Origin of the sequence: uncultured Pseudophaeobacter sp. (genome assembly GCA_905479575.1) — a bacterium.
Lineage (GTDB): Bacteria > Pseudomonadota > Alphaproteobacteria > Rhodobacterales > Rhodobacteraceae > Pseudophaeobacter.
This window is the reverse complement of record CAJQNB010000001.1, coordinates 40,900-65,460: the sequence shown is the minus strand read 5'-3', so window position 1 is coordinate 65,460 and position 24,561 is coordinate 40,900. Positions and strand designations below refer to the sequence as shown.

Below are 24,561 nucleotides of genomic sequence, written 5' to 3'. Positions count from 1 at the left end.
ATGCTATGCCATTGTTAAAACAGTCGCCATCGCCCCAAACGACATCAGCAGCGACCGCATCTCCCCCCTCTGAAACACAGACCGCTTGACGTCTTAAGAACCCCGCACACACACATTATCAAAGACGTCTGGTGACCCCGGCAGGATTCGAACCAGCAACCTGCCCCTTAGGAGGGGGCTGCTCTATCCAGTTGAGCCACGGGGCCGGGCTTGTTTACGCGATAGCAAATCCTCTGGGGTATCACAATGAGGCGTGGCGCCTTGGTTATTGATTATTCGACGGCTTTGTCGCGCTCCTTTCCTGCAACGCCCCATTGTACTGGGCGCGCGCACTGGCTAACCTTAAAAGCAGCAGAAAATATGAGGCCTTAGAACGTGACCACGGACCCCAAGCGCCCGCTCACCCTACGTGATGTATCAGAAGCAACAGGCGTGTCAGAAATGACCGTGAGCCGTGTGTTGCGAAACCGCGGAGATGTCTCTGAAAAGACCCGGGTGAAGGTTCTGACCGCCGCCAAGGAACTGGGCTATGTGCCCAATAAGATTGCCGGGGCGCTGGCCTCTAAGCGGGTCAATCTGGTGGCGGTGATCATCCCCTCGCTGTCCAATATGGTGTTTCCCGAGGTGCTGACGGGCATCAATCAGGTGCTGGAAAATACCCCGTTGCAGCCCGTTGTCGGGGTGACGGACTATCAGCCGGAGAAAGAAGAAAAAGTTCTCTATGAGATGCTGTCCTGGCGGCCCTCTGGGGTGATCATTGCCGGGTTGGAACATACCGAAGCGGCGCGGGCGATGCTCAATGCTTCGGGCATTCCGGTGGTGGAGATCATGGACACCGACGGCAAGCCGGTGGATTCGATGGTGGGGATTTCGCATCGCCGGGCCGGCAGTGAGATGGCCAAGGCGATCCTGAAAGCGGGCTATCGCCATATCGGCTTCATGGGCACCAAAATGCCACTGGATCACCGCGCCCGCAAACGGTTTGAGGGCTTCACCGGAGCCCTGGGCAAGGAGGGCGTCGAGATCGAAGACCGGGCGTTTTATTCCGGCGGCTCAGCCCTGGCCAAGGGGCGTGAGATGACGCAAGAGATGCTGGAACGCTCTCCTGAGTTGGATTTTCTCTATTATTCCAACGATATGATTGGTGCAGGCGGGCTTTTGTATCTGATGGATCAGGGCATTGATGTGCCCGGACAGATTGGTCTTGCTGGCTTTAACGGGGTTGAACTGCTGCAGGGCCTGCCGCGCCAATTGGCCACCATGGATGCCTGTCGGCTGGAGATCGGTCGCAAAGCCGCCGAGATTATTGCGGCGCAATTGGATGATCCCGAGGCGGCGCAAGAACACCATGTGACGCTGACCCCCACCATTTCTTATGGTGACACGCTCAAGCGGCGCTGATGGCTCTGCCTCGTCTTGAAAATGCTGTGGCGCGGCGGCTGTTTATGGATCGCCACGCCCTGTTGGAACAGCCAAGCGGAGTCTCCAAAGGCGGGGACCTGTTGCAGCTGATATCCCGGCTGGGATTTGTGCAGCTCGACAGTATCAATACTGTGGCGCGGGCCCATGATATGATCCTCTATTCACGCCGCCCCAGCTATCGTGCCAAAAATCTGACGGATCTCTATCATGGCGGCGGGGCGCTGTTTGAGCACTGGACCCATGATGCGGCGATGATCCCGCTGGCGTTTTATCCGCAGTGGCATCTGCGGTTTCAGCGCGACGAGGCGCTGCTGCGCAAACGCTGGCGTAACTGGCGCCGTGACGGGTTTGAGCAGCAGTTTGACACGGTGTTGACCCATATTCGGGACCATGGGCCGGTCAGCTCGTCGGATTTGGGCAAGGGCGAGAAAAAGAGCTCGGGCGGCTGGTGGGACTGGCACCCGTCCAAGACGGCGCTGGAGTATCTGTGGCGCACCGGCGCGCTGACCGTTGTTGGGCGGTCCGGCTTTCAAAAACGCTATGACCTGACGGAGCGGGTGATTGACGAGGCGCTGCATGCGCCTGCGGCGTCGCTGGATCCGGCGCCGACGGTGGATTGGCTGTGCTCACAGGCGTTGGACCGGCTTGGCTTTGCCACCTCAGGTGAGCTGGCGGCATTTTGGGACACTGCCAGCGCTACTGAGGCGCGGCAGTGGTGCCAACAGGCCAAGGCGCGCGATGAGATCGAAGAGATTGAGGTCGAGGCGGCAGACGGCAGCCTGCGCAAATGCTTTGCCCGACCGGGCACTGTGGATCAGGCGGCAGAGCTGGCACCTGCGCCGGGCCGGATGCGGGTTCTCAGCCCCTTTGACCCGATGCTGCGGGATCGCAAACGGGCTGAGCGGCTGTTTGGGTTTTATTACCGCATCGAAGTTTTCACTCCGGCCCCCAAACGCATCTACGGCTATTATGTCTTTCCCCTGATTGAGGGGCAGCGCATGGTCGGGCGTATCGACATGAAGGCGGATCGCCCGGCTGATTGCCTGCGGGTAAGTGCGCTGTGGCCGGAGCGCGGCGTTACATTCACCCCTGCGCGCATCAAACGGTTAGAGGCCGAGCTGGAGCGCACCGCCCGTTTTGCCGGGCTTGGAACCGTTGACTTTGCAGCAGACTGGCTGCGAGAGCCGGTCTGATCCATCGGGTAAGTGCTATGGATGAGTGCTATGAGTGAGCGCTATTCGGGCTGCAGGTTGGCCTCGATCACCGCGCGGTAATCCGCCGGGGCAGGACGGGCCTTGAACTCTGGCTGGGTGATAAAGACACAGGTGAACCGGCCTTCAAAACAAAGCGTGCCATTCTGCCGGGCATCGACGCGGAAGGTCACGGATTTGGTGCCGATTGCACAGGGCCAGACAGCGCACTCCAGTCGGTGGCGTGGCGTGACCGGGGAGCGAAATTCCAGGTTCATGCTGACAAAGGGGGTGCCGGTGCCGCGGTCCAGTTCCATCTGAAACCAGCCGTCGCCATCCAGGTGATGCTCCCACCAGGCATCAATCGCCTCGAGCGCAAAGCTGGGAAGATGGCCAGTATAGGCGATTTGCGCCGGGTCACAGTGGCCCCAGCCTACCCGGATGCTATGAACAAAAGCCGGGCTGTCACCTGTGCTGTCAACCTGTTTGGACATCTGAATTCCTTGCCTCAACTGCCGGTGCTGCAACTGCCGGTGCGCCACCCTAACGATGGGGCAGTGATCTTTCAAACCGCCCCGATGAAAAGCCCCCTCCCAGCCAAGCTGGAAGAGGGCGCTGTTTGTCCGTGCCGGGCCAGGAATTTTCCGGGCCGATTTGCTGTGTTGGGCTTTAGTACAAAAGATACAGCGGCAGCAGGGTGATGAAGGGGAAGAGCACCAGGATAATCACGCGGATGATATCGGAGGCGACAAAGAACATCACCGCCTTGTAGGTGTCGATCATCTTGGTCTTGCGATCCATCGCGTTGATGATGAACAGGTTCATCCCAACCGGCGGAGTGATCAGGCCGACCTCGACCACGATGAGCACCAGAATACCAAACCAGATGGCGACATATTCAGACTCGATGCGGTTGACGCGCCCCTCGGTCACCCGAATGCCCAGCTCTTTCATCTGTTCCCGGGTGAGCTCAGTACCGGTGGCAATGGCATCTTGAATGGAGGCGAGCATCTCTGCTCCCATGCCATCGGGTATGCCGTTGTTCAGCACCTCCATTGCGGCACTTGCTTGCATGTCGATGAGCGACAGCAGGCCAAAATCCATCACCGAAATGACTGGGAAAAAGATTGGAATGGTCAGCAGGATCATCGACAGGCTGTCCATCAGGCAGCCAAAGACCAGATAGAAGGCCAGGATCAGCGCCAGCACCATCCAGGGGCTAAAGCCCTGGCTGACCACAAAATCGGCCAGCTCTTGCGGCACTTTGGTCAGGGCGAGGAAACCATTGTAAAAGCCTGCCCCCAGGACGATGAAAAAGATCATCGCGGTGGAGCGTGCTGTCACCATAAAGCTGTCGACCAGATTTTCACGATCCAGCCCACCGTTCATCCAGGCGATGAAACCGGTACCCGCGGCGCCAACAGCGGCGCCTTCGGTTGGGGTGAACAAGCCGCCATAGATGCCGCCAACAACCAGGCCAAAAACTGTCAGTACCGGCCAGACCTTGATCAGGTTGGCAAAGCGCTCGGACCAGGGAATGGCCGGGCGGGTGCCTGCGGCCTTGGGGTTCAGGCGCACGTAGATAGAAATCACGATGACATAGCCAATGGCTGCCAGCAGGCCGGGGATAAAGGCGGCGAGGAACAGTTTGGCGATGTTTTGTTCGGTCAGGATGGCATAGATCACCAGCACCACAGAGGGCGGGATCAGAATACCCAGGGTGCCGCCTGCTGCCAGGGTCGCGGTGGAAAACCCGCCGGCATAACCATATTGTTTCAGTTCGGGCAGGGCGACCCGACCCATGGTGGCAGCTGTTGCCAGCGAGGAGCCACAGATGGCCCCAAAGCCGGCGCAGGCCCCGATCGAGGCCATGGCGACGCCACCCTTTTTATGGCCCAGAAATCCTTCGGCTGCTTTGAACAAGGCCGAGGACATGCCGCCCAGGGTGGCAAAATGGCCCATCAGCAGGAACATCGGCACGATGGTCAGCGAATAGGAGGAGAAGGTCGAGTAGGTCTCACTTTTGAGACGGCCAAAAGCCACCTGCGTGCCATCGGTGACCATGATCAACCCACCTAGGCCGACCAAAAACATCGACAACCCAATGGGCACCCGCAGGAAGATCAGCACCATCAGAACAGGAAATGAGGCGATACCAATTTCAAGAGTAGTCACTGTTCACCCTCCACGCCGTCCCAGATCTGGATACGGCCGGTAAAAAATTCCATGGTGCGGACAGCAGCCATGTAGATGCCAAGGATAGCGGCGATGATTGCGCCAAACAGACTGGCGCCAAAGGCCCACCAGACCGGGAACTCCAGTAGAAACGACGTTTCGCCATTGCCAAACTTGCTGATGGTACCAGCCGCAAGACGCCAGGCGATCAGCACCAGCACCCCGGCAAACAGCAGTTCGGTCACCATGCGCAAAAAGCGGTTTACGCCACGTGGAAAGGAATTGGCGACGACATCAACTGCAGCATGGCCAACAGAGATCTGGCAAAGCGGCAGGAACGCAAAGATGGCAAAGGCAACGCCAGCTTCGACCAATTCAAAATCGCCGTTGATCGGCCCCACCCAGGTGATCATCCAGTTTGAAAAGCCCGGTGCAATTGATTGCATAACACCGCCGTGGAAGACGCCATTGAGCAAGCGGCCGATAATCGACAGGCAGGTCATAATGATCAGAAGAGAGAGGACCATACCGCCGATAATGGCCATGGATCTGGCCAGCCCCATCATGAGCTTGTGCATGGTTAAGAACCCCTTTTTTGTGCGCAAAAGGGCCGCGGCACCAAGTGCTGCTGCGGCCCTTTGACAATATTTCTAGCTTACTCGACGTATTGTGGCGTGTACTTTTCAATCAGATAAGAGGCTTCATCCAGAAGCGCCTGACCGTCGATGCCCTTTTCGGTCATATCTGCCAGCCATGTGTCGTAGACAGGCTGCGCCAGCTTGCGCCATTCAGCAGTCTGCTCTTCGTCCAGGGTGATAACGTTGTTGCCGTTATCCAGCGCCGCTTCACGCGAGGGGTCATCAGACGCCGCCATGGTGCCACCGGCAAAGACCGAGAATTCCAGACCGGAGTTGTCGTCGATTGCCGCTTTCTGGGCGTCCGACAGGCTTTCGTATTTTTCTTTGTTCATCGCCAGGACGAAAGTCAGGGTATAGAGCGCTTTTCCGGTGAACTCGGTGTGGTTTTCAACCAGTTCTGGAACTTTCAGCGCGGCAGTGACTTCCCATGGGATGGTGGTGCCGTCAATCACGCCTTTGGACAGACCTTCGGGGATTGCGGGAACCGGCATGCCAACGGGGGTTGCACCCAGTTGTGTCAGCAGCGAGTTGACCGACCGGCCACCGCCACGGATCTTCATGCCCTGCATGTCGGCAGGGGTGCTCACTGGATCGGAGGTATGGATCACACCAGGGCCGTGCACCCAGGTGCCAAGGATTTTGACGTCCTTGAACTCGGTGTCTTTCATGTGTTTATCGAACATTTCCCAATAGGCGTGCGATGTGGCACGGGCATTGGTCATCATGAAGGGCAGTTCAAAGACTTCGGTCGAAGGGAAACGACCGGGTGTATAGGCAACAACGGTCCAAACGATGTCTGCAACGCCGTCAATCGCCTGGTCCATCAGCTCTGGTGGCTTACCGCCCAGCTGCATCGAGGGAAAACGGTCAATGGTGATTTCACCACCGGAAGCCGCTTCGACGTTGTCAGCCCAGACATCCAGGACCAGCTTTGGCACATTGGCCTGCGCAGGCAAGAACTGGTGCAGTTTCAGAGTGACATTTTCGGCAAATGCCGAAGTGGCGCTCAGGGCGACGATGGCGGCGGCGCCAGCGGCTCCAAGAAGCTTTCTACGAGTGGTCATATGATTCCTCCCTTTGACCTTATAATTTACCATCCTATCGCCGTCGGAAAACGATATTGCAACAGGAGGCTCGATTCTTTCCATTTTGTTTCCAGAACGCTGAAATTTCTTCGCGAAAGGAACAGGCTGACCCTCTGCTATTGGGTGCATTTGTAACTATCAATGCCGGATTATGTATTTCTCACTCATGAATTCAGCGGTCAGAGATGTCATCGGTTCCCGTCCCCCAATATGACACAGACATGTTACGAATTTCCGGCCCCATCCCACGGCGTGATACATATCAGCACTATGTATCGCGTTTTTCAATCCCTCTTTGCCGGACACTAAGGCGACAAGAACGCACAGGCTGGTTTCTGCATTTTCCCGTGGCGCCCGTGCCGGTGCCTGTCCCTGCCAGAGCGGTTTAAGCTCTAATATGCAAAGCAGAGGTGCCTTTGCGAATGGACCGAGCGCACATAGCATTGTACCTTTCGTACCTGATCACGCTCTATGGTTGAAGACTATGCGGCATCTGAGAGATGCAGCGAGATCGGAGCAAGACCGGTGATTCCACCCTGCATATGTTGCCCGGCCAGGGCGGGTCCGACCCCGGCAGGGGTGCCCGTCAGGATCAGGTCACCGGGACGCAAATGGTAGAAACCGGACAGGTGGCAGATGATTTCCTCAACCGACCAGATCAGTTCGGTCAGGGTGGCATCCTGTTTGGTGTCGCCGTCCAGCGTCAACCAAATCCGCTGATCCGTCACCGGCCCCCAATCGCTCGCCTTGGTCAGTGGGGCAAAGACGGTGCCCTGTTCCAGATCTTTACCCAGATCCCAGGGGCGCTGCTTTTTGCGCTCGCGGATCTGCAAATCGCGCCGGGTCATGTCCAGAGCGCAGCCATAGCCATAGATGGCGGCGTTGGCCTCAGCGGGGGTGGCGCGAAACACCGGCGCGCCAATGGCCAGGGCCAGCTCCATTTCATAGTGAAAGTTCTCGGTGCCGGGGGGGTAGGGGCAGCTGCTGCCACTCAGCACCGCATTGGCGCTGGATTTGGTGAAATAGAACGGCGCCTCCCGGTCGACCTCGACCCCCATTTCGGCGGCATGCGCCGCATAGTTGCGCCCAACGCAGAAAATGCGACCTACCGGATAGCCGCGCTCTTCCCCGTGGACGGGAATGATCAGCGGCTCTGGCAGGGGGAACAGGGATTTGGTCATGTCATCGGCTCCTTTGGGACAAGACAGCGGTGTCCTGCCTATGTCCACCATAGGCAGAAATCGCGCAATGCCCATGCCAAAGCTTCAATTCAAAGCCCCTGCTAAAACCCCGGCACCCCTCGGCCCAACCTTGTCGGCGGGCTTAGCGCATCACAAAGGGATCCGGGATCGGATCGTCAGAGGTGCGCAGCCAGACCGCTTTGACCTTGGTATAGTCCAGCGCCGCCTGCAAACCGCCTTCGCGGCCATGCCCTGACAACCCGTGACCGCCAAAGGGCGCAATGGGAGAAACCGCCCGATAGGTGTTGACCCAGACGATGCCGGCACGAATGCCCCGGATCATCCGATGGGCCCGTGTCAGGCTTTGCGTGAACACACCCGAGGCAAGGCCAAACTGGGTATCATTGGCGATGGCCAGGGCTTCGGCCTCAGTGTTGAAACTGACGACTGACAAAACCGGGCCAAAGAATTCTGTGTGCAGACAGGGGGCGTCCGGCGCATCGGAGCAATCCAGAATGGTGGGCGGAAAGTAGTAGCCCGGCCGATCAGGCGCGACGCCCCCGGTGACCAGCTTGGCACCTGCTGTGGTGGAGGCGGCAATCAGCGCCAGTGCATGGTCACGCTGCGCTTGGGTGCATAGCGGGCCCACCTCGGTCGCCATATCATCTGGGGCGCCGATCACCACGGCCTCGGCCTTTTGTTTCAATCTCGCCAGGAACTGATCCTTGATTGAGCTGGCGATCACCAGCCGTGACCCGGCGACGCAGCTTTGGCCAGTGGCGGCAAAGATGCCCGAGATCTGCGCATTCACCGCGCTGTCGATGTCGGCGTCTTCAAAGACGATAAAGGGCGATTTGCCCCCTAGCTCCAGCGAGGTGGAGGCCAGGTTTTCGGCGGAGTTGCGGACAATATGGCGGGCGGTTTCCGGCCCGCCGGTAAAGGCCACATGGGCAACCTTGGGATGCGAGGTCAGCGCCGCCCCCGCTGCCGCCCCGCCGGTCATCACGTTGAGCACACCGGGCGGAAAACCCGCCTGATCAAAAATACGGGCAAATTCCAGCAGTGGCGCCGGGGCTTCTTCTGAGGCCTTCAGCACCACGGTGCAACCTGCGGCCAGCGCCGGGCCGATCTTGACCGCCGACAGAAACAGTTGCGAGTTCCAGGGGACAATGGCGGCCACCACCCCCAGGGGTTCGCGCCGCAGCCAGACCTCCATGTCGGGTTTATCAATGGGCAGATGCGCGCCTTCGATCTTATCCGCCAGTCCGGCATAATAGCGGTAGTACTCCGCCACATAGGCAATCTGGGCTGAGGTCTCGCGGATGATCTTGCCGGTGTCGCGGGTTTCCAGCTCGGCCAGACGCGGGGCGTTTTCGGCCACCAGATCCGCCAGCCGCAGCAACAGCTTGCCGCGCTGGCTGGCGGTCATTTCTGCCCAGTCGGGCGCATAAAAGGCGGCCTCGGCGGCGTCAACGGCCCGGTCCACATCCGCTGGGCTGGCCTCTGGCATCCTGGCCCAGGCCGCGCCGGTGGCGGGATCCAGGCTATCAAACTGGGCTGATCCGGCCTCAAACTGGCCGCCGATATAGTGATGGAACTGCTGCATGATCTGTCCTTTTGTGCGACGGCGGCCTTTAGGCAAAGGCGGGCATGACCTCATGGATGAACCGCTCAAGCGAGGCCTTTTTGCGCTCAAAGCTCATGCTGGAATCGATCCAGAAGGAGTACTCATCATAGCCCAGGGCCTCATATGTCTTGATCCGGTCAATAACACCTGCAGGTTCGGCGATCACCAGATCACGTTCCATCGCCTCCGGCGAGTAGAAAGGATGCGCGGCGATTTCTTCATCTGAGAGCGGTGTGATCAGGCCCTGATCAACGGCGCGTTCGTTTTTGAACCAGGCGCCAAAGTAGCAGTAGAAGCGGTTCAGCTCTGCTGCGGCCTGCTTCACGTCTTCGGCGCTGTCGGCGACATAGGTGTGCAGCAGCAGCATGATCTTGGGGCGCGGGGTGTCGGGGTGTTTGGCGCAGGCATCGTTGAAACGCTGCATCAGGCTGCTGATCTCACCATCGCCCTGCCATAGCGGCGTCACCTGCACATTGCAGTGATTGGCGACAGCAAACTCATGGCTGTTGGGATCGCGGGCGGCAACCCAGATCGGCGGGCCGTCCTGCTGCACGGGCTTGGGGGCGGAGGTGGTTTTTGGGAAGGAATGGAACTCTCCCTCCTGGGCATAATCGCCCTGCCAAAGCCCCTGCACAGCGGGGATCAGCTCGCGCATGCGCTGACCTGCTTCCCAGGCCTCCATGCCGGGCATCATGCGCTCGTACTCAAAGGAATAGGCGCCACGGGCAATGCCCAGATCCAAGCGCCCATCGGTGATGATATCGGTCAGTGCCGCCTCACCCGCCAGACGGATCGGGTGCCAGAAGGGGGCAATCACGGTACCAGTGCCCAGCCGCACGTTTTCCGTATGGCGGGCCACATCAACGAGGTTCAGAAACGGGTTGGGCGAGATGGTGAAATTCATCCCGTGGTGCTCCCCCGTCCAGATCGCATGCATGCCGCCGCGATCGGCGATTTTGCACAGTTCTATGAACTCGTCATACAGCTGCTTTTGGTCCTGATCCGGTGAGATCCGCTCCATATGGGCAAACAAGGAAAACTTCATGCCGTTGCACTCCCTGACACGATTTTGCGGATATTGCCGCTGGTTTGAGTGCCGTAAAACACCCCGTAATTGCCCATGCGGCTTTCGCTGGCGAAACGCTCCAGCATAATGCGCAGCGCCGGGTCGGTGACCTCCATCATGGTTGATGCAGTCAGAGCCGTGAAACAGCCCTGTTTTGGGGTGCCTTCGCCAGCCTGACAGAGGAAGGAAATATGCTGATGCTCGCGGGCGGCGTCTTCAAAGACCGAGTAGATAAAGCCGGGATCCGCCTCAATTCCGCAGCTGGTGATCAGCTCGCTCAGCGCTACCGAGGCCCCGGCGCGGCCAACGGGTTTTTGCGGCAGGGTCAGCCCGCCAAACCCGTCGTCGATCAGCAGCACTTCGCCAGCCCGTTCAATCAAAGCCGAGACCACCAGGTTGGCGCCATGGGCCAGCGCCTCTGCCTCGGCGGCGGGAGTGACATAGGCGCCACGGGCATAGCCCAGACCAGGGGCGGTGCTGGTGTCAAAGGCCTCCACTTGGCCGATCAGGATCACATGGTCGCCGGCCTCAACCGTTTTATTCATGCTGCAGTCAAACCAGGCCGAAACCCCGGCCAAAATGGGCGAGCCCTGGGGCCCGGCCTGCCAGTCCACCGCAGCAAAGCGGTCCTCAGCAGGTCGCGCAAAGGTGTTGGAGATGTCTTTCTGGTCTTCCGCAAGAATGTTCACCGCAAAGCCGGAGGCCTGGGTCAGAGCCTCGAAGTTCCGGGAGCTATTGGCCAGGCAGACCAGCACCAGCGGCGGGTCCAGCGACACCGAGGCAAAGGAATTGGCGGTAAAGCCCAGCGGTGTGCCGGTGTCGTCATGGCTGGTGACCACGGTGACACCGGTCAGGAAGGTGCCAAAGGCGTCGCGCAGGGCGCGCGGATCAAGCGGGGAGGGGGCCATTGGGGTCTCCTTTATATTGGGTGTAGGGCGTCGCAACCAGCGGCTTAGGCTTTGTGTCACCGCATCCGGGTCGGTCAGATTGACCATATGGCGGCCGGGCAAAATTTCCGCCGTGCCGTTCTGGGCCAGATCCGCCATGGCGTGGGCCATTGCCGGGGTCGAGTTTGGATCGGCGTCACCGGTGAGCGCCAGCAGCGGGCAGGCAATCTGTGGCCAGGCTTTTGCATAGGTGGCATCGCCCCGGGCAAAGGCGCCATAGGCGGTGGCATAGCCCGCTTGATCGACCTGCGACAGCCAGCGCGCAACCTGCGCACGGGCCTGCTGTTCAGCCGGGCTATCGCCAAACCAGCGGCTGAGCGGCGTTTCCAGATCCACCTTGCCGGCCTTGATTTCGCCAGCACGGGCCAGCACCGCAGACCGGGCCGGGTCTGAGCGCCTGAACACGCCATTGATCAGCGCAACCCGGCGCAGCATTTGGGGATGCGTGCAGGCAAAGCCCCCCGCGATCAGCGCCCCCATGGAGTGGCCGGCAAGATTGACCGGGCCCAAATTCAGCGCACCCAGGGCCGCATGCAGCCAGGCCACATAGGCCGCCAGATCGGCACCTTCTGCCAGGGCGCTGCTGCCACCGTGGCCGGGCATGTCCAGCGACAGGACCCGATGGGTTTTCGACAGCGCCTCAATCTGCGGCGCCCAGGCGGCGCTCTGCATGCCGACCCCATGGATCAACACCAGGGCTTCGCCGCTGCCGGCTTCGCGGTAGCTGAGGCTGCCGAAGGGGTCAGACAGAGGCAGGGTTGTCGAGATCATGGCCCAGATCCTTTAGATCCTGATAGCGGTCACCAATACGGTGATGTGGTCGCCCACCAATTGAGGCGCCCAGGGCGATGACAATCTCATCCGCCGCCGGGGCATCCGCCACCGCGCATTGAATGGTGAGATAATGCGAGCGGCGACCGCCGTCGTTTTTATCCATCAAGGGGATCATCAGCGGCGCATTGGCTGGGCCACGGGTGTTGCAAAAGGCCAGGTAGCTCTTGGCGCCCACGGCCTCGCGGTAGTGGTTGCCAAACCGCAGGGTGTGGATCAGCGCCGAGGCATGCTCGACCTCGCCGTCCAACCCGACAATGGCGGATTTGCCATAGGCTTCGACCTTGTCGCCACCACCGGCAGCATCCAGCACCATCTTGGTCAGCAACTCGCCCAGCTCTGGCGCGCAGTCATGGATTTCCGGCTTCAGGTCCTCAACAAACCCCCGACCTGCCCAGGGGTTTTTGACCACCGCGATGGCGGCAATCAGTTTGAGCGGAGTTGCGGCTTCTTTGCCGCCCTCGATCAGGGTTTCTTCGATATGGAGGAGAGTTTTGCGAATGACAGCTGGCATGGGGCACCTGAGTTGGAGTGAATCTGTTGGGCTAACTTATGGTATACCATAATCTCGTTAGTCAAGAATCTATTGTCTTGCCGCAGGACTGCTGGTAGATAGCACCCATGGAAAACCCTGGTCTGGCTCAACTGAGAATCGAACAACCCCCTGCAACGCTTCGTGAAATCGTGCAGGAAAAAATGCGTGAGGCGATCATCGCGGGGGTATTTTCCCCAGGTGAACGGCTGGTGGAGCGGCCCCTGTGTGATCAACTGGGGGTCAGCCGGACGGTCATCCGCGAGACGATTCGATACCTTGAGGCCGAAGGGCTGGTGGAGATCCTGCCCAATCGCGGCCCCATCGTGGCCGCGCTGAGCTGGGAGGATGCGCGCCAGATCTATGAGATCCGCCGCATGCTCGAGACTTCGGTTGCCATGGCCTGCGCCCGATCTGGCGCGCCCAGCTTGCACCGCGATTTGCGGGCAGCACTGGCGGCCCTGAAACGGGCCTTTGCCCAGACCGGCGCAGATGTAGAGCCGGGGGCTTTGTATAAGGCTTCGACCGGGTTTTATCAGGTGATGTTTGAGGCCGCCGGCCATCATATCGCCTGGGAGGTGGTCAATCGGCTCAATGGTCGGATCAGCCGGTTGCGGGCGATGACGCTGTCAGCCAGCGACCGGGCCCAGCCTGGGCTGTTTCATATGCAGGCGATTTGTGATGCCATCATTGCAGGCGACCCCGAGGCGGCACGCCGCGCGGTGGAGGCGCATCTGGCGGATGCCTCAGCCGTGGCAGAGCGGCTGCTGGCGGGGACAGAAAGGGAATAGTCCGGTGCCTAAGGCCTATTGGATTGCCCATGTCACAGTGACAGACCCAGAGGCCTATCTGGGTTACCAGGCGGTCGCCCCGGCTGCGTTTGCGCAGTATGGCGCCATATTCCTGGCCCGTGGCGGCAGTGCACAAACCCTGGAGGGCGACAGTTGGCAGCGCCATGTGGTGATCCAGTTTGATAGCCTGCAACAGGCGCGCGACTGCTACAATTCACCCGCATACACCGATGCCCGCGCCCGCCGCGCAGGCGCCTGCGAGGCCAGCATTACCATCGTTGAGGGCTGCTGAGCTGGCTGCAGACTTGGCTGCAGACCTGGCGGATACTGCTGCACAGGTTGATGTTACTGGCGTCAGATTTCCAGCGAGACCCAAAGAACCTTTGCGTCCTCTGCGCTGGTGGATACGCAGCCATGGCCCATGCCGCTGTCGTAATAGACCGAATCACCTGCGGTCATGCTGAGCGGGCGATAGTGTTCGGTATAGAGCACCAGATCGCCGCTGATCACATACATGAACTCTTCGCCGCGATGGCGTACCCAGCTGTCATATTCGGTCACATCCCGCGCTTTGATGGTGCTGATATAGGGCAGCATCCGCTTGCTGGTGAGCTCGGTACACAACAGCTCATGGTCATAGGTCTTGGTTTCCTGATGCTCGCCGCGCCCCGACAGGGTGTAGTCACGGCGCCCCGAAATGCTGCTTTGCGCCGATTGGACGAACAATTGCGGCGTTTCCAGCTCCAATGTCTGCATCAGGCGGCGGATAATCTCAAAACTCGGGCGGGTCTGGTTGTTCTCGATCTTTGACAGGGTTGAACGCCCGATGGCCGCAGCCTTGGCCGCTTCCTCCAGGGTCAGGCCCTTTTCCTTGCGCGCGTCGCGAATCATCTTGCCCAGAACCTGCCCGTCCGGGGCTTCGCCTGCCTCGGGCGCGAGCCCTGCTTCTTCTGATTGAACCGGTTCCATGTTGGCGGTTTCTCCTGTTGCGGTTGAACCTTAGCCGTGATGCTTGCAGCAGTCAAAATTTCACTAGGACATCTTTTGTTGATTAAGGGGGAAAAGTTTCCTAAAGGAGATATGCGGGACGTATGGGCGCATTTTCCCAAACTGGGGGTGTCCTGATCGGAGGCGGAGCTGTGACGCGCGAAGATGTACAGATCAGAGGCCTGGCCCGTGTGGTGCGCAATGCGCCTTACACCGTTATGGTGTCCCGTGACTGCTCTTCGCAAACAAAGGCCCGATACAATGTCCGATACACTGACTGACGTACCCAAACGCACACCGCTTTATGACCTACATGTGGAACTTGGCGGCAAGATGGTTGATTTTGCTGGCTGGGAAATGCCGGTTCAATACCCCATGGGCATCATGGGAGAGCACAAGCAGTGCCGCGAAAAGGCAGGGCTGTTTGACGTCTCCCATATGGGGCAGGTGATCCTGAAGGGCGACGATATCGCCACCCAGCTGGAAAAGATCGCGCCCTCCGCCTTTACCACTCTGAAGGAGGGCAAGGCCCGCTACACCTTCTTTACCAATGACCAGGGCGGCATCATGGACGATTTGATCGTCTCCAATGCCGGTGATCATTTCTTTGTCGTGGTCAACGCCTCCATGCGGCACCAGGATATTCCCCATATGGCCCAACATCTTGAGGGCATAGAGGTCACCGAGATTTTTGACCGCGCCCTGGTTGCGGTGCAGGGCCCGGCGGCGGAAAACGTGGTGGGGGCGCTTTGCCCTGCTGCGCGCGATATGAAATTCATGGAAACCATCCTGGCTGACATCATGGGGGTCGAGTGCCGCCTGTCGCGCCTGGGCTATACCGGCGAAGATGGCTATGAGATTTCCATCCCGGAAGACAAGGCGGTAGAGATCACCCGTGCCCTGCTGGCGCATGAGGATTGCGAACCGGCAGGCCTTGGCGCGCGCGATTCCTTGCGTCTTGAGGCCGGCCTTTGTCTGTATGGCAACGACATCGACACCGAGACCACGCCGGTTGAGGCCGCGCTGACCTGGGCAATGCAGAAACGGCGCCGCGAAGAGGGCGGCTTTCCCGGCGCTGCCCGCATTCAGAAACAGCTGACTGAGGGCGCTGCCCGCAAACTGGTCGGGATTAAGCCCATTGGCCGCGCCCCTGCCCGCCAGGGCGTCGAAGTGCAAAGCACCGAGGGCGAGACCATCGGGGCGATCACCTCGGGGGGGTTTGGTCCCACCGTCGGCGGACCCGTCGCCATGGGATATGTCGCAGCCGACCACAGCACCCCCGGCGAAACGGTAAACCTGATCATACGGGGCAAGTCCCAGCCGGCCGAAGTGGTCGCGCTCCCCTTTGTGACCCAGAACTACAAACGCTAAGACACTAAACTTGGACACGAGGAGCGTCCCAGATGGCCACTTATTATTCAGAAGAGCACGAATGGATCACCGTAGAAGGCGATACGGCAACCCTTGGCATCACCAAACACGCGGCGGACCAACTGGGCGAAATCGTCTTTTGCGAACAGAAAGAAGCAGGCGATACCTTTGAAAAAGGGGACGAAATTGGCGTCATCGAATCCGTCAAGGCGGCCTCGGAAATCTACGCGCCACTGGATGGCGAAGTCATCGCCGCCAACGAGACCCTCGCCGATAATCCCGGCGCTTTGAACGAAAGCCCCGAAGGTGATGCCTGGATCTATAAAATCAAATTGTCGGATGCTGCCCAGCTCGACGATCTGATGGATCTGCACGGTTACAAAACCCTGATTGGCTGAGTGTGTCGGGGCCGGCTGGTCTGGCCCCGCTGTTTCACCTTTCTCCAAATATCTCCGCCGGAGGCTCCAACAGCTCCGGTTGGATGCCCCCTCTCCATAGGAGCGCTGCACATGGCCTTTAAACTGACCGACTACGAAGCCTATGATTTTGCCAACCGCCGCCACATCGGCCCCTCTCCCACGGAGATGGCCGAGATGCTCAAGGTGATTGGCTTCAAAACCCTGGATGATCTGATCGACGCCACCGTGCCCGAAGCCATTCGTCAGCAAGAGCCGCTGGACTGGGGTCCGGCGATGACCGAGCGCGACGCGCTCTATCACATGAAAGAAGTCGCCGGTCAGAACAAGGTGCTGACCTCACTGATCGGGCAGGGCTACTATGGCACCTCAACCCCGGCACCGATCCTGCGCAACATCCTGGAAAACCCCGCCTGGTACACTGCCTATACGCCCTACCAGCCCGAGATCTCCCAGGGGCGTCTTGAGGCGCTGTTGAACTACCAGACCATGGTCAGCGATCTCACCGGCATGGATATCGCCAATGCCTCATTGCTGGACGAGGCCACAGCGGCAGCCGAGGCCATGGCCATGGCGCATCGCGGTGCCCGGTCCAAAGCCAATAACGCCGCCTTTTTTGTCGATCAGAATTGCCACGCGCAGACCATCGCGGTGATCCAGACCCGCGCCGCGCCCCTGGGCATCGACGTGGTGGTTGCCGACCCGGATGAGCTGGACCCCGGTGCGGTCTTTGGCGCCATCTTCCAATATCCCGGCACCTATGGCCATGTGCGTGACTTTACCGATGAAATCAAAGCGCTGCATGACCACAAAGGCATCGCCGTTGTCGCCGCTGACATCCTGTCGCTGGCGCTGCTGAAATCCCCCGGTGAAATGGGCGCGGATATCGCCATCGGCTCCACCCAGCGCTTTGGTGTTCCCATGGGCTATGGTGGCCCCCACGCCGCCTATATGGCCACCACCGATAAGCTCAAGCGCGCCATGCCGGGGCGCATCATCGGTGTGTCGATCGACAGCCGTGGCAACAAGGCCTACCGGCTGGCGCTGCAAACCCGCGAGCAGCACATCCGCCGTGAAAAGGCCAATTCCAACGTCTGTACGGCACAGGCGCTGCTGGCGGTCATGGCCTCGATGTATGCGGTTTATCACGGCCCTGATGGCATCAAGGCGATTGCCCAGTCGGTGCACCGCAAGACCTCGCGTCTGGCTGCCGGCCTGGAAGAGCACGGCTTCAAGGTTGAGCCCGAAGTCTTCTTTGACACCATCACCGTCGAGGTCGGCCCGCTGCAACAGACCGTCATGGAGGCTGCCGTTGCCCGTGGTATCAACCTGCGCAAGGTTGGCGAAACCAAGGTGGGCATCAGCCTGGACGAACAGACCCGCAAGGAAACCATCGAGGCGGTCTGGGGTGCTTTTGGCATTGACCGCGAGGATGACAGTTCGAACAAACAGTATCGTTTGCCGGACTATGCACTGCGCGAAAGCGCCTATCTGACCCATCCGATCTTTCACAAGAACCGGGCCGAGGCAGAGATCACCCGCTATATGCGCCGTCTGGCGGACCGTGATCTGGCTTTGGACCGTTCGATGATCCCGCTGGGCTCTTGCACCATGAAGCTGAACGCCACGGTTGAGATGATCCCGGTCACCTGGCCCGAGTTTGGCAACCTGCACCCCTTCTGCCCCAAAGATCAGGCGATGGGCTATCATGCGATGATCGAGGATCTGAACGACAAGCTCTGCCAGATCACCGGCTATGATGCGATTTCTCAGCAGCCCAACTCGGGCGCCCAGGGGGAATATGCCGGGCTGCTAACCATCCGCAATTACCATGCCGCACGGGGAGAGGCCCATCGCAATGTCTGCCTGATCCCGACCTCGGCCCATGGCACCAACCCGGCCTCGGCGCAGATGGTGGGCTATAAGGTGGTGCCCGTGGTGGCGGACGATCACGGCAATATTGATGTGGCTGACTTCCGCGCCAAAGCGGAAAAGCACAGCGATAACCTGGCAGCCTGCATGATCACCTATCCCTCCACCCACGGCGTGTTTGAGGACACCGTGCAGGAGGTCTGCGAGATCACCCATGAGCACGGCGGCCAAGTCTATATTGATGGCGCCAACATGAACGCCATGGTGGGGCTGGCCCAGCCCGGCAAGATTGGTGGTGATGTCAGCCACCTGAACCTGCACAAAACCTTTTGCATTCCCCATGGCGGCGGCGGTCCCGGCATGGGCCCTATCGGTGTCAAATCCCACTTGACAGACCATCTGCCCGGTCACCCCGAGTATGGCTCTGCCGTTGGCCCGGTCTCGGCTGCGCCCTTTGGCTCGCCCTCGATCCTGCCGGTGTCCTGGGCCTATATCCTGTTGATGGGCGGCGCCGGTCTGACCCAGGCCACCAAGGTGGCAATCCTCAACGCCAACTACATCGCCGCCCGGCTCAAAGACGCCTATGGTATCCTCTATACCTCGGCGACGGGGCGTGTGGCCCATGAATGCATTCTGGACACCCGTGCGTTGAATGACGAGGGGGGCGTCACCGTGGATGACGTGGCCAAGCGTTTGGTGGATTCGGGCTTTCACGCCCCCACCATGAGCTGGCCTGTGGCTGGCACCCTGATGGTGGAGCCCACCGAGTCCGAGCCCAAGGATGAGCTGGACCGGTTCTGCGATGCCATGCTGTCAATCCGGGCAGAGGCGCAGGATGTCATCGACGGAAAGATCGACCCGCAGAACAACCCGCTGAAAAACGCGCCGCACACGGTGCGCGATTTGGTGGGGGACTGGGATCGTCCCTACAGCCGCGAAGCCGCCTGCTTCCCTCCGGGCTCGCTGGGGGTCGACAAATACTGGTCGCCGGTAAACCGGGTGGATAATGCTTACGGGGATCGCAACCTGATCTGCACCTGCCCGCCGATGTCGGATTACGACGAAAGCGGTGACAGCTGACACCAGCCCGATTGGCGCTGCCCCCTGTCTCATCTTGGGGCAGCGCCCACCCCTTCCTGCTTTTTGGCTGCAAAAGGGCCCAACACTAAGGTCTTGAACCGCTTTGCAAAGGCGGGTCAGGCTGCAGCCACCATCAGGGTCAAAGTCTCGGCACATCCTGTGGCCAAAGTTTTTTAAGAAATCTCTTGAACCTCTAGTCACTGTAGGTCCTATCTAGGGCAGGTCTTTGCAAACTAAGAGGCCCTAATGCCCCAGGATAGCTGCTGTAGTTCCGTCAATTCGACCCCTACCAACGCCAAAGCCCATAACCATGCCCATGCGGCTGAACCCGCGGGTTGTTGTGGCAGTGGGACTGTGGCTCCGCCGGATGCCGCAGAGCTAACGGCGGGGCGCAGTTTTCGCGTCAATGGTCTGTGCTGCGCCGAAGAGGTTGCGAGCCTAAATCGCGCCTTAGGCCCTGTGGTGGGCGGCGCTGACCATCTGGGCTTTGATGTGCTGAACGGGCGCATGACCTTGCTCGCCTCAGCAGTGCAAATCCCCGATGAACAGGTGCTGAGCCTGGTTGCCACCACCGGCATGAGCGCCAAGCCCTGGGACGCCAAAAGCGCCGAGGCGGATCAGGCGGCCCATCTGCGCCGTCAAAAGCGTTTTACCGCCGCCAGCGCGCTGTTCTGGAGCGGCGGTCTGGCCTGGCATGTGGCCCATTCCGGAGCCGCAGGTCTGGGGCAGCTGTTTGCCGGTCACGGCGATCTGCCGGTGCCTATGGGCGAGCTGGGTTTGTTTCTGGTCGCGGTGGCGCTGGGGGTCTGGCTGGTGCTGCCAAAGGCCTGGTATGCGCTGCGCAACCTTTCCCCTGATATGAACCTGCTGATGGTGGTGGCCGTGGCCGGCGCCATCAGCCTGGGCGAATATTTCGAAGCGGCAACGGTGGCGTTTTTCTTTGCCCTGTCACTGACGCTGGAATCCTGGAGCGTCGGACGGGCGCGCAACGCGGTGTCGGCGTTGCTCAATCTGGCACCCGCCACAGCGCGGGTGATCCGCGACGATGGCCGCGAGGTTGAAATGCCCGCCGGTGAGGTGCAGATCGGCCAGCACTTTGTTCTGCGTGGCGGCGACCGCATTCCGATGGATGGGCGGGTGATTGCAGGGGCAGGTGCTGTAGATCAGGCCCCCATTACTGGGGAAAGCGCCCTGGTTGCCAAAGAACCCGGCGATGAGGTCTATGCAGGCACGCTGAATGGCGACGGCAGCCTGACCGTGCAAGCAACCAAACTGGCCAGCGATACAGTGCTGGCCAAGATCACCCGCATGGTCGGCGACGCCCATGCCCGCCGCGCCCCGGTGGAGCAATGGGTGGCAAAGTTCGCCCGTATCTATACCCCGTCAGTTCTGGCCCTGGCCATTGCTCTGGCCTGTCTGCCGCCGTTGCTGGCGGGCGGGGATTGGGGCTTTTGGGTCTATAATGCGCTGGTGTTGCTGGTGATTGCCTGCCCCTGTGCTTTGGTGATTTCGACCCCGGTGTCGATTGTGGCCGCCCTTGCAGCGGCGGCCCGCGCCGGGGTGCTGATCAAAGGCGGCGCCTATATCGAGGCCCCGGGCAAGCTGCAGGCCATTGCGCTGGATAAGACCGGCACATTGACCGAAGGCCGCCCCGAAGTTGCCGGGATCCACCCCCTCGGCAGCGCCAGCCAAACCGAGGTGCTGCAGGCCGCAGCAGCGCTGGAGGCGCGGGCCTCGCATCCGCTGGCGCTGGCCATCCTAGCCGAGGCAACACGCCAGGATCTGGCCTATGTGGCCGCCACCGACAGCCGTACCATACCCGGGCGCGGGGTGGAGGGACGACAGGGAGAGCGGGCGATCTGGCTCGGCTCCCCTCGGTTTGCGACGGAAAAGGGTTTTGGCACCGCGCTGCCCGCCGCCCAGATGGCCGAGATCGAGGCCGAGGGAGCGACGCTTGTGGTGGTGGGGGATGCCAGCGGGCCAATAGGGCTGATTGCCCTGCGTGATCGGCTGCGTCCGGGGGCGCGCGACACCATCGCGGCCCTGCATGAACTGGGGGTCAAACAGGTTGTTATGCTTACGGGCGACAATGCGGCCGCCGCTGGCGCCGTTGCGCAAGCCACGGGGATAGATCAGGTGCATGCCGGGTTGCTGCCCGCAGATAAGCTTGCCGAGGTCGAGCGGCTCACCGAGCGCTATGATATGGTGGCGATGATGGGCGATGGGGTGAATGATGCCCCGGCGATGGCACGGGCGCATTTTGCCGTGGCAATGGGGGCTGTGGGCTCTGATGCGGCGATTGAAACCGCTGATATCGCCCTGATGAGCGACGACATCAGCCGCTTGCCCTGGTTGATCGCCCATTCGCGCCGGACCATGGCGGTGATCCATCAGAATATCGGGCTGTCGCTGGTGACCAAGCTGGGGTTTGCCCTGGCAACCGCCTTTGGTCTGGCCTCTATGTGGGGGGCAATTGCTGCGGATGTGGGGGTTTCCCTGCTGGTGGTGGGGAACGCGCTGCGGCTGTTGAAAGGAAAGGAGAGTTAAGATGCTGACCATTGGAACCCTGGCCAAACGCACTGGCACCAAGGTGCAGACCATTCGCTACTATGAGACCATCGGCCTGATGCCGGAACCCGAGCGCACCGAAGGCGGCCAGCGGCGCTATGGCCAGGCCGAGCTGGACCGGCTGGGGTTTGTCCGTCATGGGCGGCAGTTGGGGTTTTCGCTGGAGGCCATACGTGAGTTGCTGGATCTGGCGGACAATCCGGCGCAGTCCTGTGCCGATGCGGATTCTATTGCACAGCGACAGTTGAAACAGGTGGAGGACCGCATCGCCAGGCTGCAGGCGCTGCAGATCGAGCTGAAGCGGATGATCAGCGACTGCGGCCATCATTCGGTGGCGGAATGCCGGGTGCTGGAGGTGCTGCGAGACCACACAGAGTGCCTGACGGATCACGAACACACGGGCCAGGATCACAGAGGTCACGACCCCATTGGCACCTGACCGGGCAGGGCAGGTTCTGGACAGGCCCGGCATCAGCCGTGTGCCCGATCCTATGTCAGTGTGGTGGTTTCCGTTGGCAGCTGGTTGGTGGCTTTTTCAAAATTCAACTGTTGCCCGACCCAGGCTGCAAACATCTTGATCACTTCCAGATCGCCTGCTTCAAACGGATGGCGCTCTTCGGGGGAGGTGAAGTTCAAGGTGCCAAAAATCTCTCCGTCGACAATCAGCGGCACGCCAATATAGGTCTCCAACAAGAAGAGATCATAGCAGGGATGCGTGCCAAACTGCGACTGTTTGGCCGTGTGACAGGCCAGGGGGCCGCCGCTGTTCAACATTTCAGAACAATAAGTATCGCCCAGCGGGAAGACTGTGCCCCGTGGAATATCTACCAGATCCGAATAGCTGTAGAGGATGGTATAACGCTCCCCCTGCACCCAGCTGACCAAGGCCGAGTCGGTTTTAAAATGAGCGCAACCAAGTTTCAAAATGGCCAGGATCTTGCCGGATTGATCCAGGGCTTGATCCGTGGAAATATCAAACAACCTGTGCAAGAGATCTTCGATCGCACGGGTCTGGGAGATATCCCTGATAATGGCAAACAGGCCCATGACCCGGCCCTCTTTGTCGCGGATGGGGCCGCCAGTGGTGCGGGTCAGAAAACTGGTACCGTCCTTGCGCTTGTAGCGCATTTCGTAGTTGTGATCGAGATCTTCAACCGCAACCGAAAACCCGGCGCTGCGTTGTTTTTCATAGCTCTGTGGGGCGGCATAAAGCTGTTCGGCGCTTTGCCCGATCAATTCTTGCTGGCTATATCCAAATAGGGTCTGAAAGGCAGTATTGTACCACGTAATACGTTGGGTTTCGTCCGCGATGATCACTGCATCTGGCAGGTCTCGAAACAGATCGGGAATACGAATGTCGCCGATTGAGACGTCTTTTGTCCGTGGTGCGGGAGGCTCATTACTCGGCATCCTGTCTAGGCTCATACTGTCGTTCGCTTTATTTTTGCGCGCGCCTCTCGCCTTTGTTACCGCGTAACCGCCCCAGCCTGTTGCGGCCGCCGGGCGTTGAGATATCAGAGAAACGCAACGGGAAATCTGTTAGTTAAAGTCAGGCTTGGACAGACCTGTGCAGTGTGGAAAGTGAACAAGTGATGCTCATACCGCACAGGGTGAACTTGCTTTGACTATGATCAAAATTTGGTGGGCGTTCAGTAGGGGTCCTCTAATTTCATTACTTTGATTTTCAATTGTTGAGCTGAGAACTTTTTAGACGCTGCGCCCGCCGTGATGGGCTTCCCCGCGTTCACGGGCGAGACGCATCTGCTTTTGCCGCTCGCGGAACCGGGCCTTGTCTGCCTCAGTGGTCTCATCAATGCACTGATAGCAAGAGACCCCCATTTCAAAAGACGGCAATGTCTTATCCTTGGGCAGGATGGGGCGGCGACAGCCGTGGCACAGCTCATGTGGGCCTTCAACCAACCCGTGGCCAACTGATACCCGGTTGTCAAAGACAAAACACTCGCCTTGCCAGCTGCTGTCTTCGGGGGGCATTTCCTCCAGGTAGCGCAGAATGCCACCTTTGAGGTGATAGACATCCTCGACACCCTGGCTCAGCAGGTAGTTTGTTGATTTCTCGCAGCGAATGCCACCGGTGCAAAACATCGCCACGCGTTTGTTGTGAAACCGGTCCTTGTTGGCCTGCCACCAGGCGGGGAAGTCGCGAAAGCTGGCGGTTTCCGGGTCGATAGCGCCCTCAAAAGTGCCAATCTGCACCTCATAGTCGTTGCGGGTGTCGATGACCGCCACATCTTCGGCGCGGATCAGGTCGTTCCAGTCTTCGGGTTCAACATAATGACCAACACTGGCTTTGGGATCGACATCGGGTTGCCCCATGGTGACGATCTCTTTTTTCAGGCGGACCTTGATCTTGCCAAAAGGTGGCTGCTCGCTAAAGGCCTCTTTCCAGGAGAGATCCGCGCAGCCCGGCAGCGTTTTGATATGGTTGAGCACCGCTTCGATCCCGGCTTCAGGGCCTGCAATAGTGCCATTGATACCCTCCTGTGCCAGCAGCAAGGACCCCGTCACCGCGTGGTGCAGACAAAGCTCCAGCAGTGCCGGTTTGAGAGCGGCAGGATCGGTGAAACGGGTGAAGTGATAAAGGGCAGCGATTTTATACATGATGCGCCCTTAGAACTCTGCGCTGCATTTTTCAAGAAAAACAAAAAAGGCGGGCTGTTTTGCCGCCGGATCGCGCCCTTTCCCCCTGCATCAAGGTGACGTATTTCCTGTGTGGCAATAGACGTCTAGGTAGGTTGATAGAACAAACGCTTGGAGGAACAGA

General features: G+C 59.8%; 21 protein-coding genes and 1 tRNA gene. 9 read left to right on the top strand and 13 right to left on the bottom strand.

Annotated features, from left to right (window positions below):
- Positions 1–129 precede the first annotated feature (129 nt).
- Positions 130–206: transfer RNA gene (locus QZ268_RS00270), tRNA-Arg, on the bottom strand.
- 169 nt (positions 207–375) lie between these two features.
- Between QZ268_RS00270 and QZ268_RS00265 the strand changes: the two genes are divergently transcribed.
- Complete coding sequence (locus QZ268_RS00265) at positions 376–1,401, top strand: LacI family DNA-binding transcriptional regulator (RefSeq protein ID WP_295446583.1); 1,026 nt, start codon at positions 376–378, stop codon at positions 1,399–1,401.
- Entirely contained in the window at positions 1,401–2,615 is a 1,215-nt protein-coding gene (locus tag QZ268_RS00260) for a crosslink repair DNA glycosylase YcaQ family protein (RefSeq protein ID WP_295446581.1), read from the top strand. The genes QZ268_RS00265 and QZ268_RS00260 overlap by 1 nt, the downstream gene beginning before the upstream one ends.
- Positions 2,616–2,656: 41 nt before the next feature.
- Here the strand turns inward: QZ268_RS00260 and QZ268_RS00255 are convergent, their stop codons facing one another.
- From QZ268_RS00255 to QZ268_RS00215, 9 genes are all read right to left on the bottom strand, one after another.
- The gene (locus tag QZ268_RS00255; RefSeq protein ID WP_295446579.1) at positions 2,657–3,106 is read right to left on the bottom strand and encodes a thioesterase family protein; all 450 of its coding nucleotides are present in this window, start codon (positions 3,104–3,106) and stop codon (positions 2,657–2,659) included.
- Positions 3,107–3,281: 175 nt separating this feature from the next.
- On the bottom strand, positions 3,282–4,787 hold the full coding sequence (locus tag QZ268_RS00250; protein ID WP_295446577.1) for a TRAP transporter large permease: 1,506 nt from the start codon (positions 4,785–4,787) through the stop codon (positions 3,282–3,284).
- Positions 4,784–5,365: a TRAP transporter small permease gene (locus QZ268_RS00245; protein WP_295446575.1), complete on the bottom strand. Its 582-nt coding sequence runs from the start codon at positions 5,363–5,365 to the stop codon at positions 4,784–4,786. The genes QZ268_RS00250 and QZ268_RS00245 overlap by 4 nt, the downstream gene beginning before the upstream one ends.
- Before the next feature lie 77 nt (positions 5,366–5,442).
- On the bottom strand, positions 5,443–6,489 hold the full coding sequence (locus QZ268_RS00240) for a TRAP transporter substrate-binding protein (RefSeq protein ID WP_295446573.1): 1,047 nt from the start codon (positions 6,487–6,489) through the stop codon (positions 5,443–5,445).
- 503 nt (positions 6,490–6,992) lie between these two features.
- Positions 6,993–7,691, bottom strand: coding sequence for a fumarylacetoacetate hydrolase family protein (locus QZ268_RS00235; RefSeq protein ID WP_295446571.1), 699 nt, complete (start codon positions 7,689–7,691; stop codon positions 6,993–6,995).
- A gap of 142 nt (positions 7,692–7,833) precedes the next feature.
- The gene (locus QZ268_RS00230; RefSeq protein WP_295446569.1) at positions 7,834–9,297 is read right to left on the bottom strand and encodes an aldehyde dehydrogenase; all 1,464 of its coding nucleotides are present in this window, start codon (positions 9,295–9,297) and stop codon (positions 7,834–7,836) included.
- Positions 9,298–9,325: 28 nt separating this feature from the next.
- The gene (locus QZ268_RS00225) at positions 9,326–10,363 is read right to left on the bottom strand and encodes an LLM class flavin-dependent oxidoreductase (protein ID WP_295446567.1); all 1,038 of its coding nucleotides are present in this window, start codon (positions 10,361–10,363) and stop codon (positions 9,326–9,328) included.
- Entirely contained in the window at positions 10,360–12,102 is a 1,743-nt protein-coding gene (locus tag QZ268_RS00220) for an alpha/beta fold hydrolase (protein ID WP_295446565.1), read from the bottom strand. Before QZ268_RS00220 ends, QZ268_RS00225 begins: the two co-directional genes overlap by 4 nt.
- The gene (locus tag QZ268_RS00215) at positions 12,074–12,676 is read right to left on the bottom strand and encodes an amino acid synthesis family protein (protein ID WP_281954404.1); all 603 of its coding nucleotides are present in this window, start codon (positions 12,674–12,676) and stop codon (positions 12,074–12,076) included. Before QZ268_RS00215 ends, QZ268_RS00220 begins: the two co-directional genes overlap by 29 nt.
- Positions 12,677–12,783: 107 nt before the next feature.
- On the opposite strand from QZ268_RS00215, the gene QZ268_RS00210 reads away from it, so the two are divergent.
- Both QZ268_RS00210 and QZ268_RS00205 read left to right on the top strand, forming a co-directional pair.
- Positions 12,784–13,485, top strand: coding sequence for a GntR family transcriptional regulator (locus QZ268_RS00210; RefSeq protein WP_295446560.1), 702 nt, complete (start codon positions 12,784–12,786; stop codon positions 13,483–13,485).
- 4 nt (positions 13,486–13,489) lie between these two features.
- On the top strand, positions 13,490–13,777 hold the full coding sequence (locus QZ268_RS00205) for a DUF1330 domain-containing protein (protein WP_295446558.1): 288 nt from the start codon (positions 13,490–13,492) through the stop codon (positions 13,775–13,777).
- Between the two features lie 62 nt (positions 13,778–13,839).
- On the opposite strand, the gene QZ268_RS00200 is transcribed toward QZ268_RS00205, so the two are convergent.
- Positions 13,840–14,454, bottom strand: coding sequence for an XRE family transcriptional regulator (locus QZ268_RS00200; protein WP_295446556.1), 615 nt, complete (start codon positions 14,452–14,454; stop codon positions 13,840–13,842).
- Positions 14,455–14,745: 291 nt separating this feature from the next.
- On the opposite strand from QZ268_RS00200, the gene gcvT reads away from it, so the two are divergent.
- From gcvT to QZ268_RS00175, 5 genes are all read left to right on the top strand, one after another.
- Positions 14,746–15,843, top strand: a complete 1,098-nt coding sequence (gcvT, locus tag QZ268_RS00195; protein WP_295446592.1) for a glycine cleavage system aminomethyltransferase GcvT — start codon at positions 14,746–14,748, stop codon at positions 15,841–15,843.
- Between the two features lie 32 nt (positions 15,844–15,875).
- Positions 15,876–16,241, top strand: a complete 366-nt coding sequence (gcvH, locus tag QZ268_RS00190) for a glycine cleavage system protein GcvH (protein ID WP_295446553.1) — start codon at positions 15,876–15,878, stop codon at positions 16,239–16,241.
- Between the two features lie 111 nt (positions 16,242–16,352).
- A complete protein-coding gene (gene gcvP / locus QZ268_RS00185) occupies positions 16,353–19,211 on the top strand; it encodes an aminomethyl-transferring glycine dehydrogenase (protein ID WP_295446551.1) in 2,859 nt (952 codons plus the stop codon).
- 246 nt (positions 19,212–19,457) lie between these two features.
- A complete protein-coding gene (locus QZ268_RS00180) occupies positions 19,458–21,758 on the top strand; it encodes a heavy metal translocating P-type ATPase (protein WP_295446550.1) in 2,301 nt (766 codons plus the stop codon).
- 1 nt (position 21,759) lies between these two features.
- Complete coding sequence (locus QZ268_RS00175) at positions 21,760–22,218, top strand: helix-turn-helix domain-containing protein (RefSeq protein ID WP_295446548.1); 459 nt, start codon at positions 21,760–21,762, stop codon at positions 22,216–22,218.
- 50 nt (positions 22,219–22,268) lie between these two features.
- Here the strand turns inward: QZ268_RS00175 and QZ268_RS00170 are convergent, their stop codons facing one another.
- Together QZ268_RS00170 and QZ268_RS00165 are read right to left on the bottom strand one after the other, a co-directional pair.
- A complete protein-coding gene (locus tag QZ268_RS00170; RefSeq protein ID WP_295446546.1) occupies positions 22,269–23,189 on the bottom strand; it encodes a PAS domain S-box protein in 921 nt (306 codons plus the stop codon).
- Between the two features lie 297 nt (positions 23,190–23,486).
- Positions 23,487–24,398 carry a rhodanese-related sulfurtransferase gene (locus tag QZ268_RS00165; RefSeq protein WP_295446543.1) on the bottom strand — a complete coding sequence of 304 codons (912 nt, stop codon included), beginning with the start codon at positions 24,396–24,398 and terminating at the stop codon, positions 23,487–23,489.
- Between the last annotated feature and the right edge of the window lie 163 nt (positions 24,399–24,561).

What these genes read in the sequence shown, in the direction of transcription:
- QZ268_RS00260 (WP_295446581.1), top strand. Translation starts at nt 1,401, where the DNA reads ATGGCTCTGCCTCGTCTTGAAAATGCTGTGGCGCGGCGGCTGTTTATG.
- QZ268_RS00255 (WP_295446579.1), bottom strand. Translation starts at nt 3,106, where the DNA reads ATGTCCAAACAGGTTGACAGCACAGGTGACAGCCCGGCTTTTGTTCAT.
- QZ268_RS00245 (WP_295446575.1), bottom strand. Translation starts at nt 5,365, where the DNA reads ATGCACAAGCTCATGATGGGGCTGGCCAGATCCATGGCCATTATCGGC.
- QZ268_RS00240 (WP_295446573.1), bottom strand. Translation starts at nt 6,489, where the DNA reads ATGACCACTCGTAGAAAGCTTCTTGGAGCCGCTGGCGCCGCCGCCATC.
- QZ268_RS00235 (WP_295446571.1), bottom strand. Translation starts at nt 7,691, where the DNA reads ATGACCAAATCCCTGTTCCCCCTGCCAGAGCCGCTGATCATTCCCGTC.
- QZ268_RS00230 (WP_295446569.1), bottom strand. Translation starts at nt 9,297, where the DNA reads ATGCAGCAGTTCCATCACTATATCGGCGGCCAGTTTGAGGCCGGATCA.
- QZ268_RS00225 (WP_295446567.1), bottom strand. Translation starts at nt 10,363, where the DNA reads ATGAAGTTTTCCTTGTTTGCCCATATGGAGCGGATCTCACCGGATCAG.
- QZ268_RS00220 (WP_295446565.1), bottom strand. Translation starts at nt 12,102, where the DNA reads ATGATCTCGACAACCCTGCCTCTGTCTGACCCCTTCGGCAGCCTCAGC.
- QZ268_RS00215 (WP_281954404.1), bottom strand. Translation starts at nt 12,676, where the DNA reads ATGCCAGCTGTCATTCGCAAAACTCTCCTCCATATCGAAGAAACCCTG.
- QZ268_RS00210 (WP_295446560.1), top strand. Translation starts at nt 12,784, where the DNA reads ATGGAAAACCCTGGTCTGGCTCAACTGAGAATCGAACAACCCCCTGCA.
- QZ268_RS00200 (WP_295446556.1), bottom strand. Translation starts at nt 14,454, where the DNA reads ATGGAACCGGTTCAATCAGAAGAAGCAGGGCTCGCGCCCGAGGCAGGC.
- gcvH (WP_295446553.1), top strand. Translation starts at nt 15,876, where the DNA reads ATGGCCACTTATTATTCAGAAGAGCACGAATGGATCACCGTAGAAGGC.
- gcvP (WP_295446551.1), top strand. Translation starts at nt 16,353, where the DNA reads ATGGCCTTTAAACTGACCGACTACGAAGCCTATGATTTTGCCAACCGC.
- QZ268_RS00180 (WP_295446550.1), top strand. Translation starts at nt 19,458, where the DNA reads ATGCCCCAGGATAGCTGCTGTAGTTCCGTCAATTCGACCCCTACCAAC.
- QZ268_RS00175 (WP_295446548.1), top strand. Translation starts at nt 21,760, where the DNA reads ATGCTGACCATTGGAACCCTGGCCAAACGCACTGGCACCAAGGTGCAG.
- QZ268_RS00170 (WP_295446546.1), bottom strand. Translation starts at nt 23,189, where the DNA reads ATGCCGAGTAATGAGCCTCCCGCACCACGGACAAAAGACGTCTCAATC.
- QZ268_RS00165 (WP_295446543.1), bottom strand. Translation starts at nt 24,398, where the DNA reads ATGTATAAAATCGCTGCCCTTTATCACTTCACCCGTTTCACCGATCCT.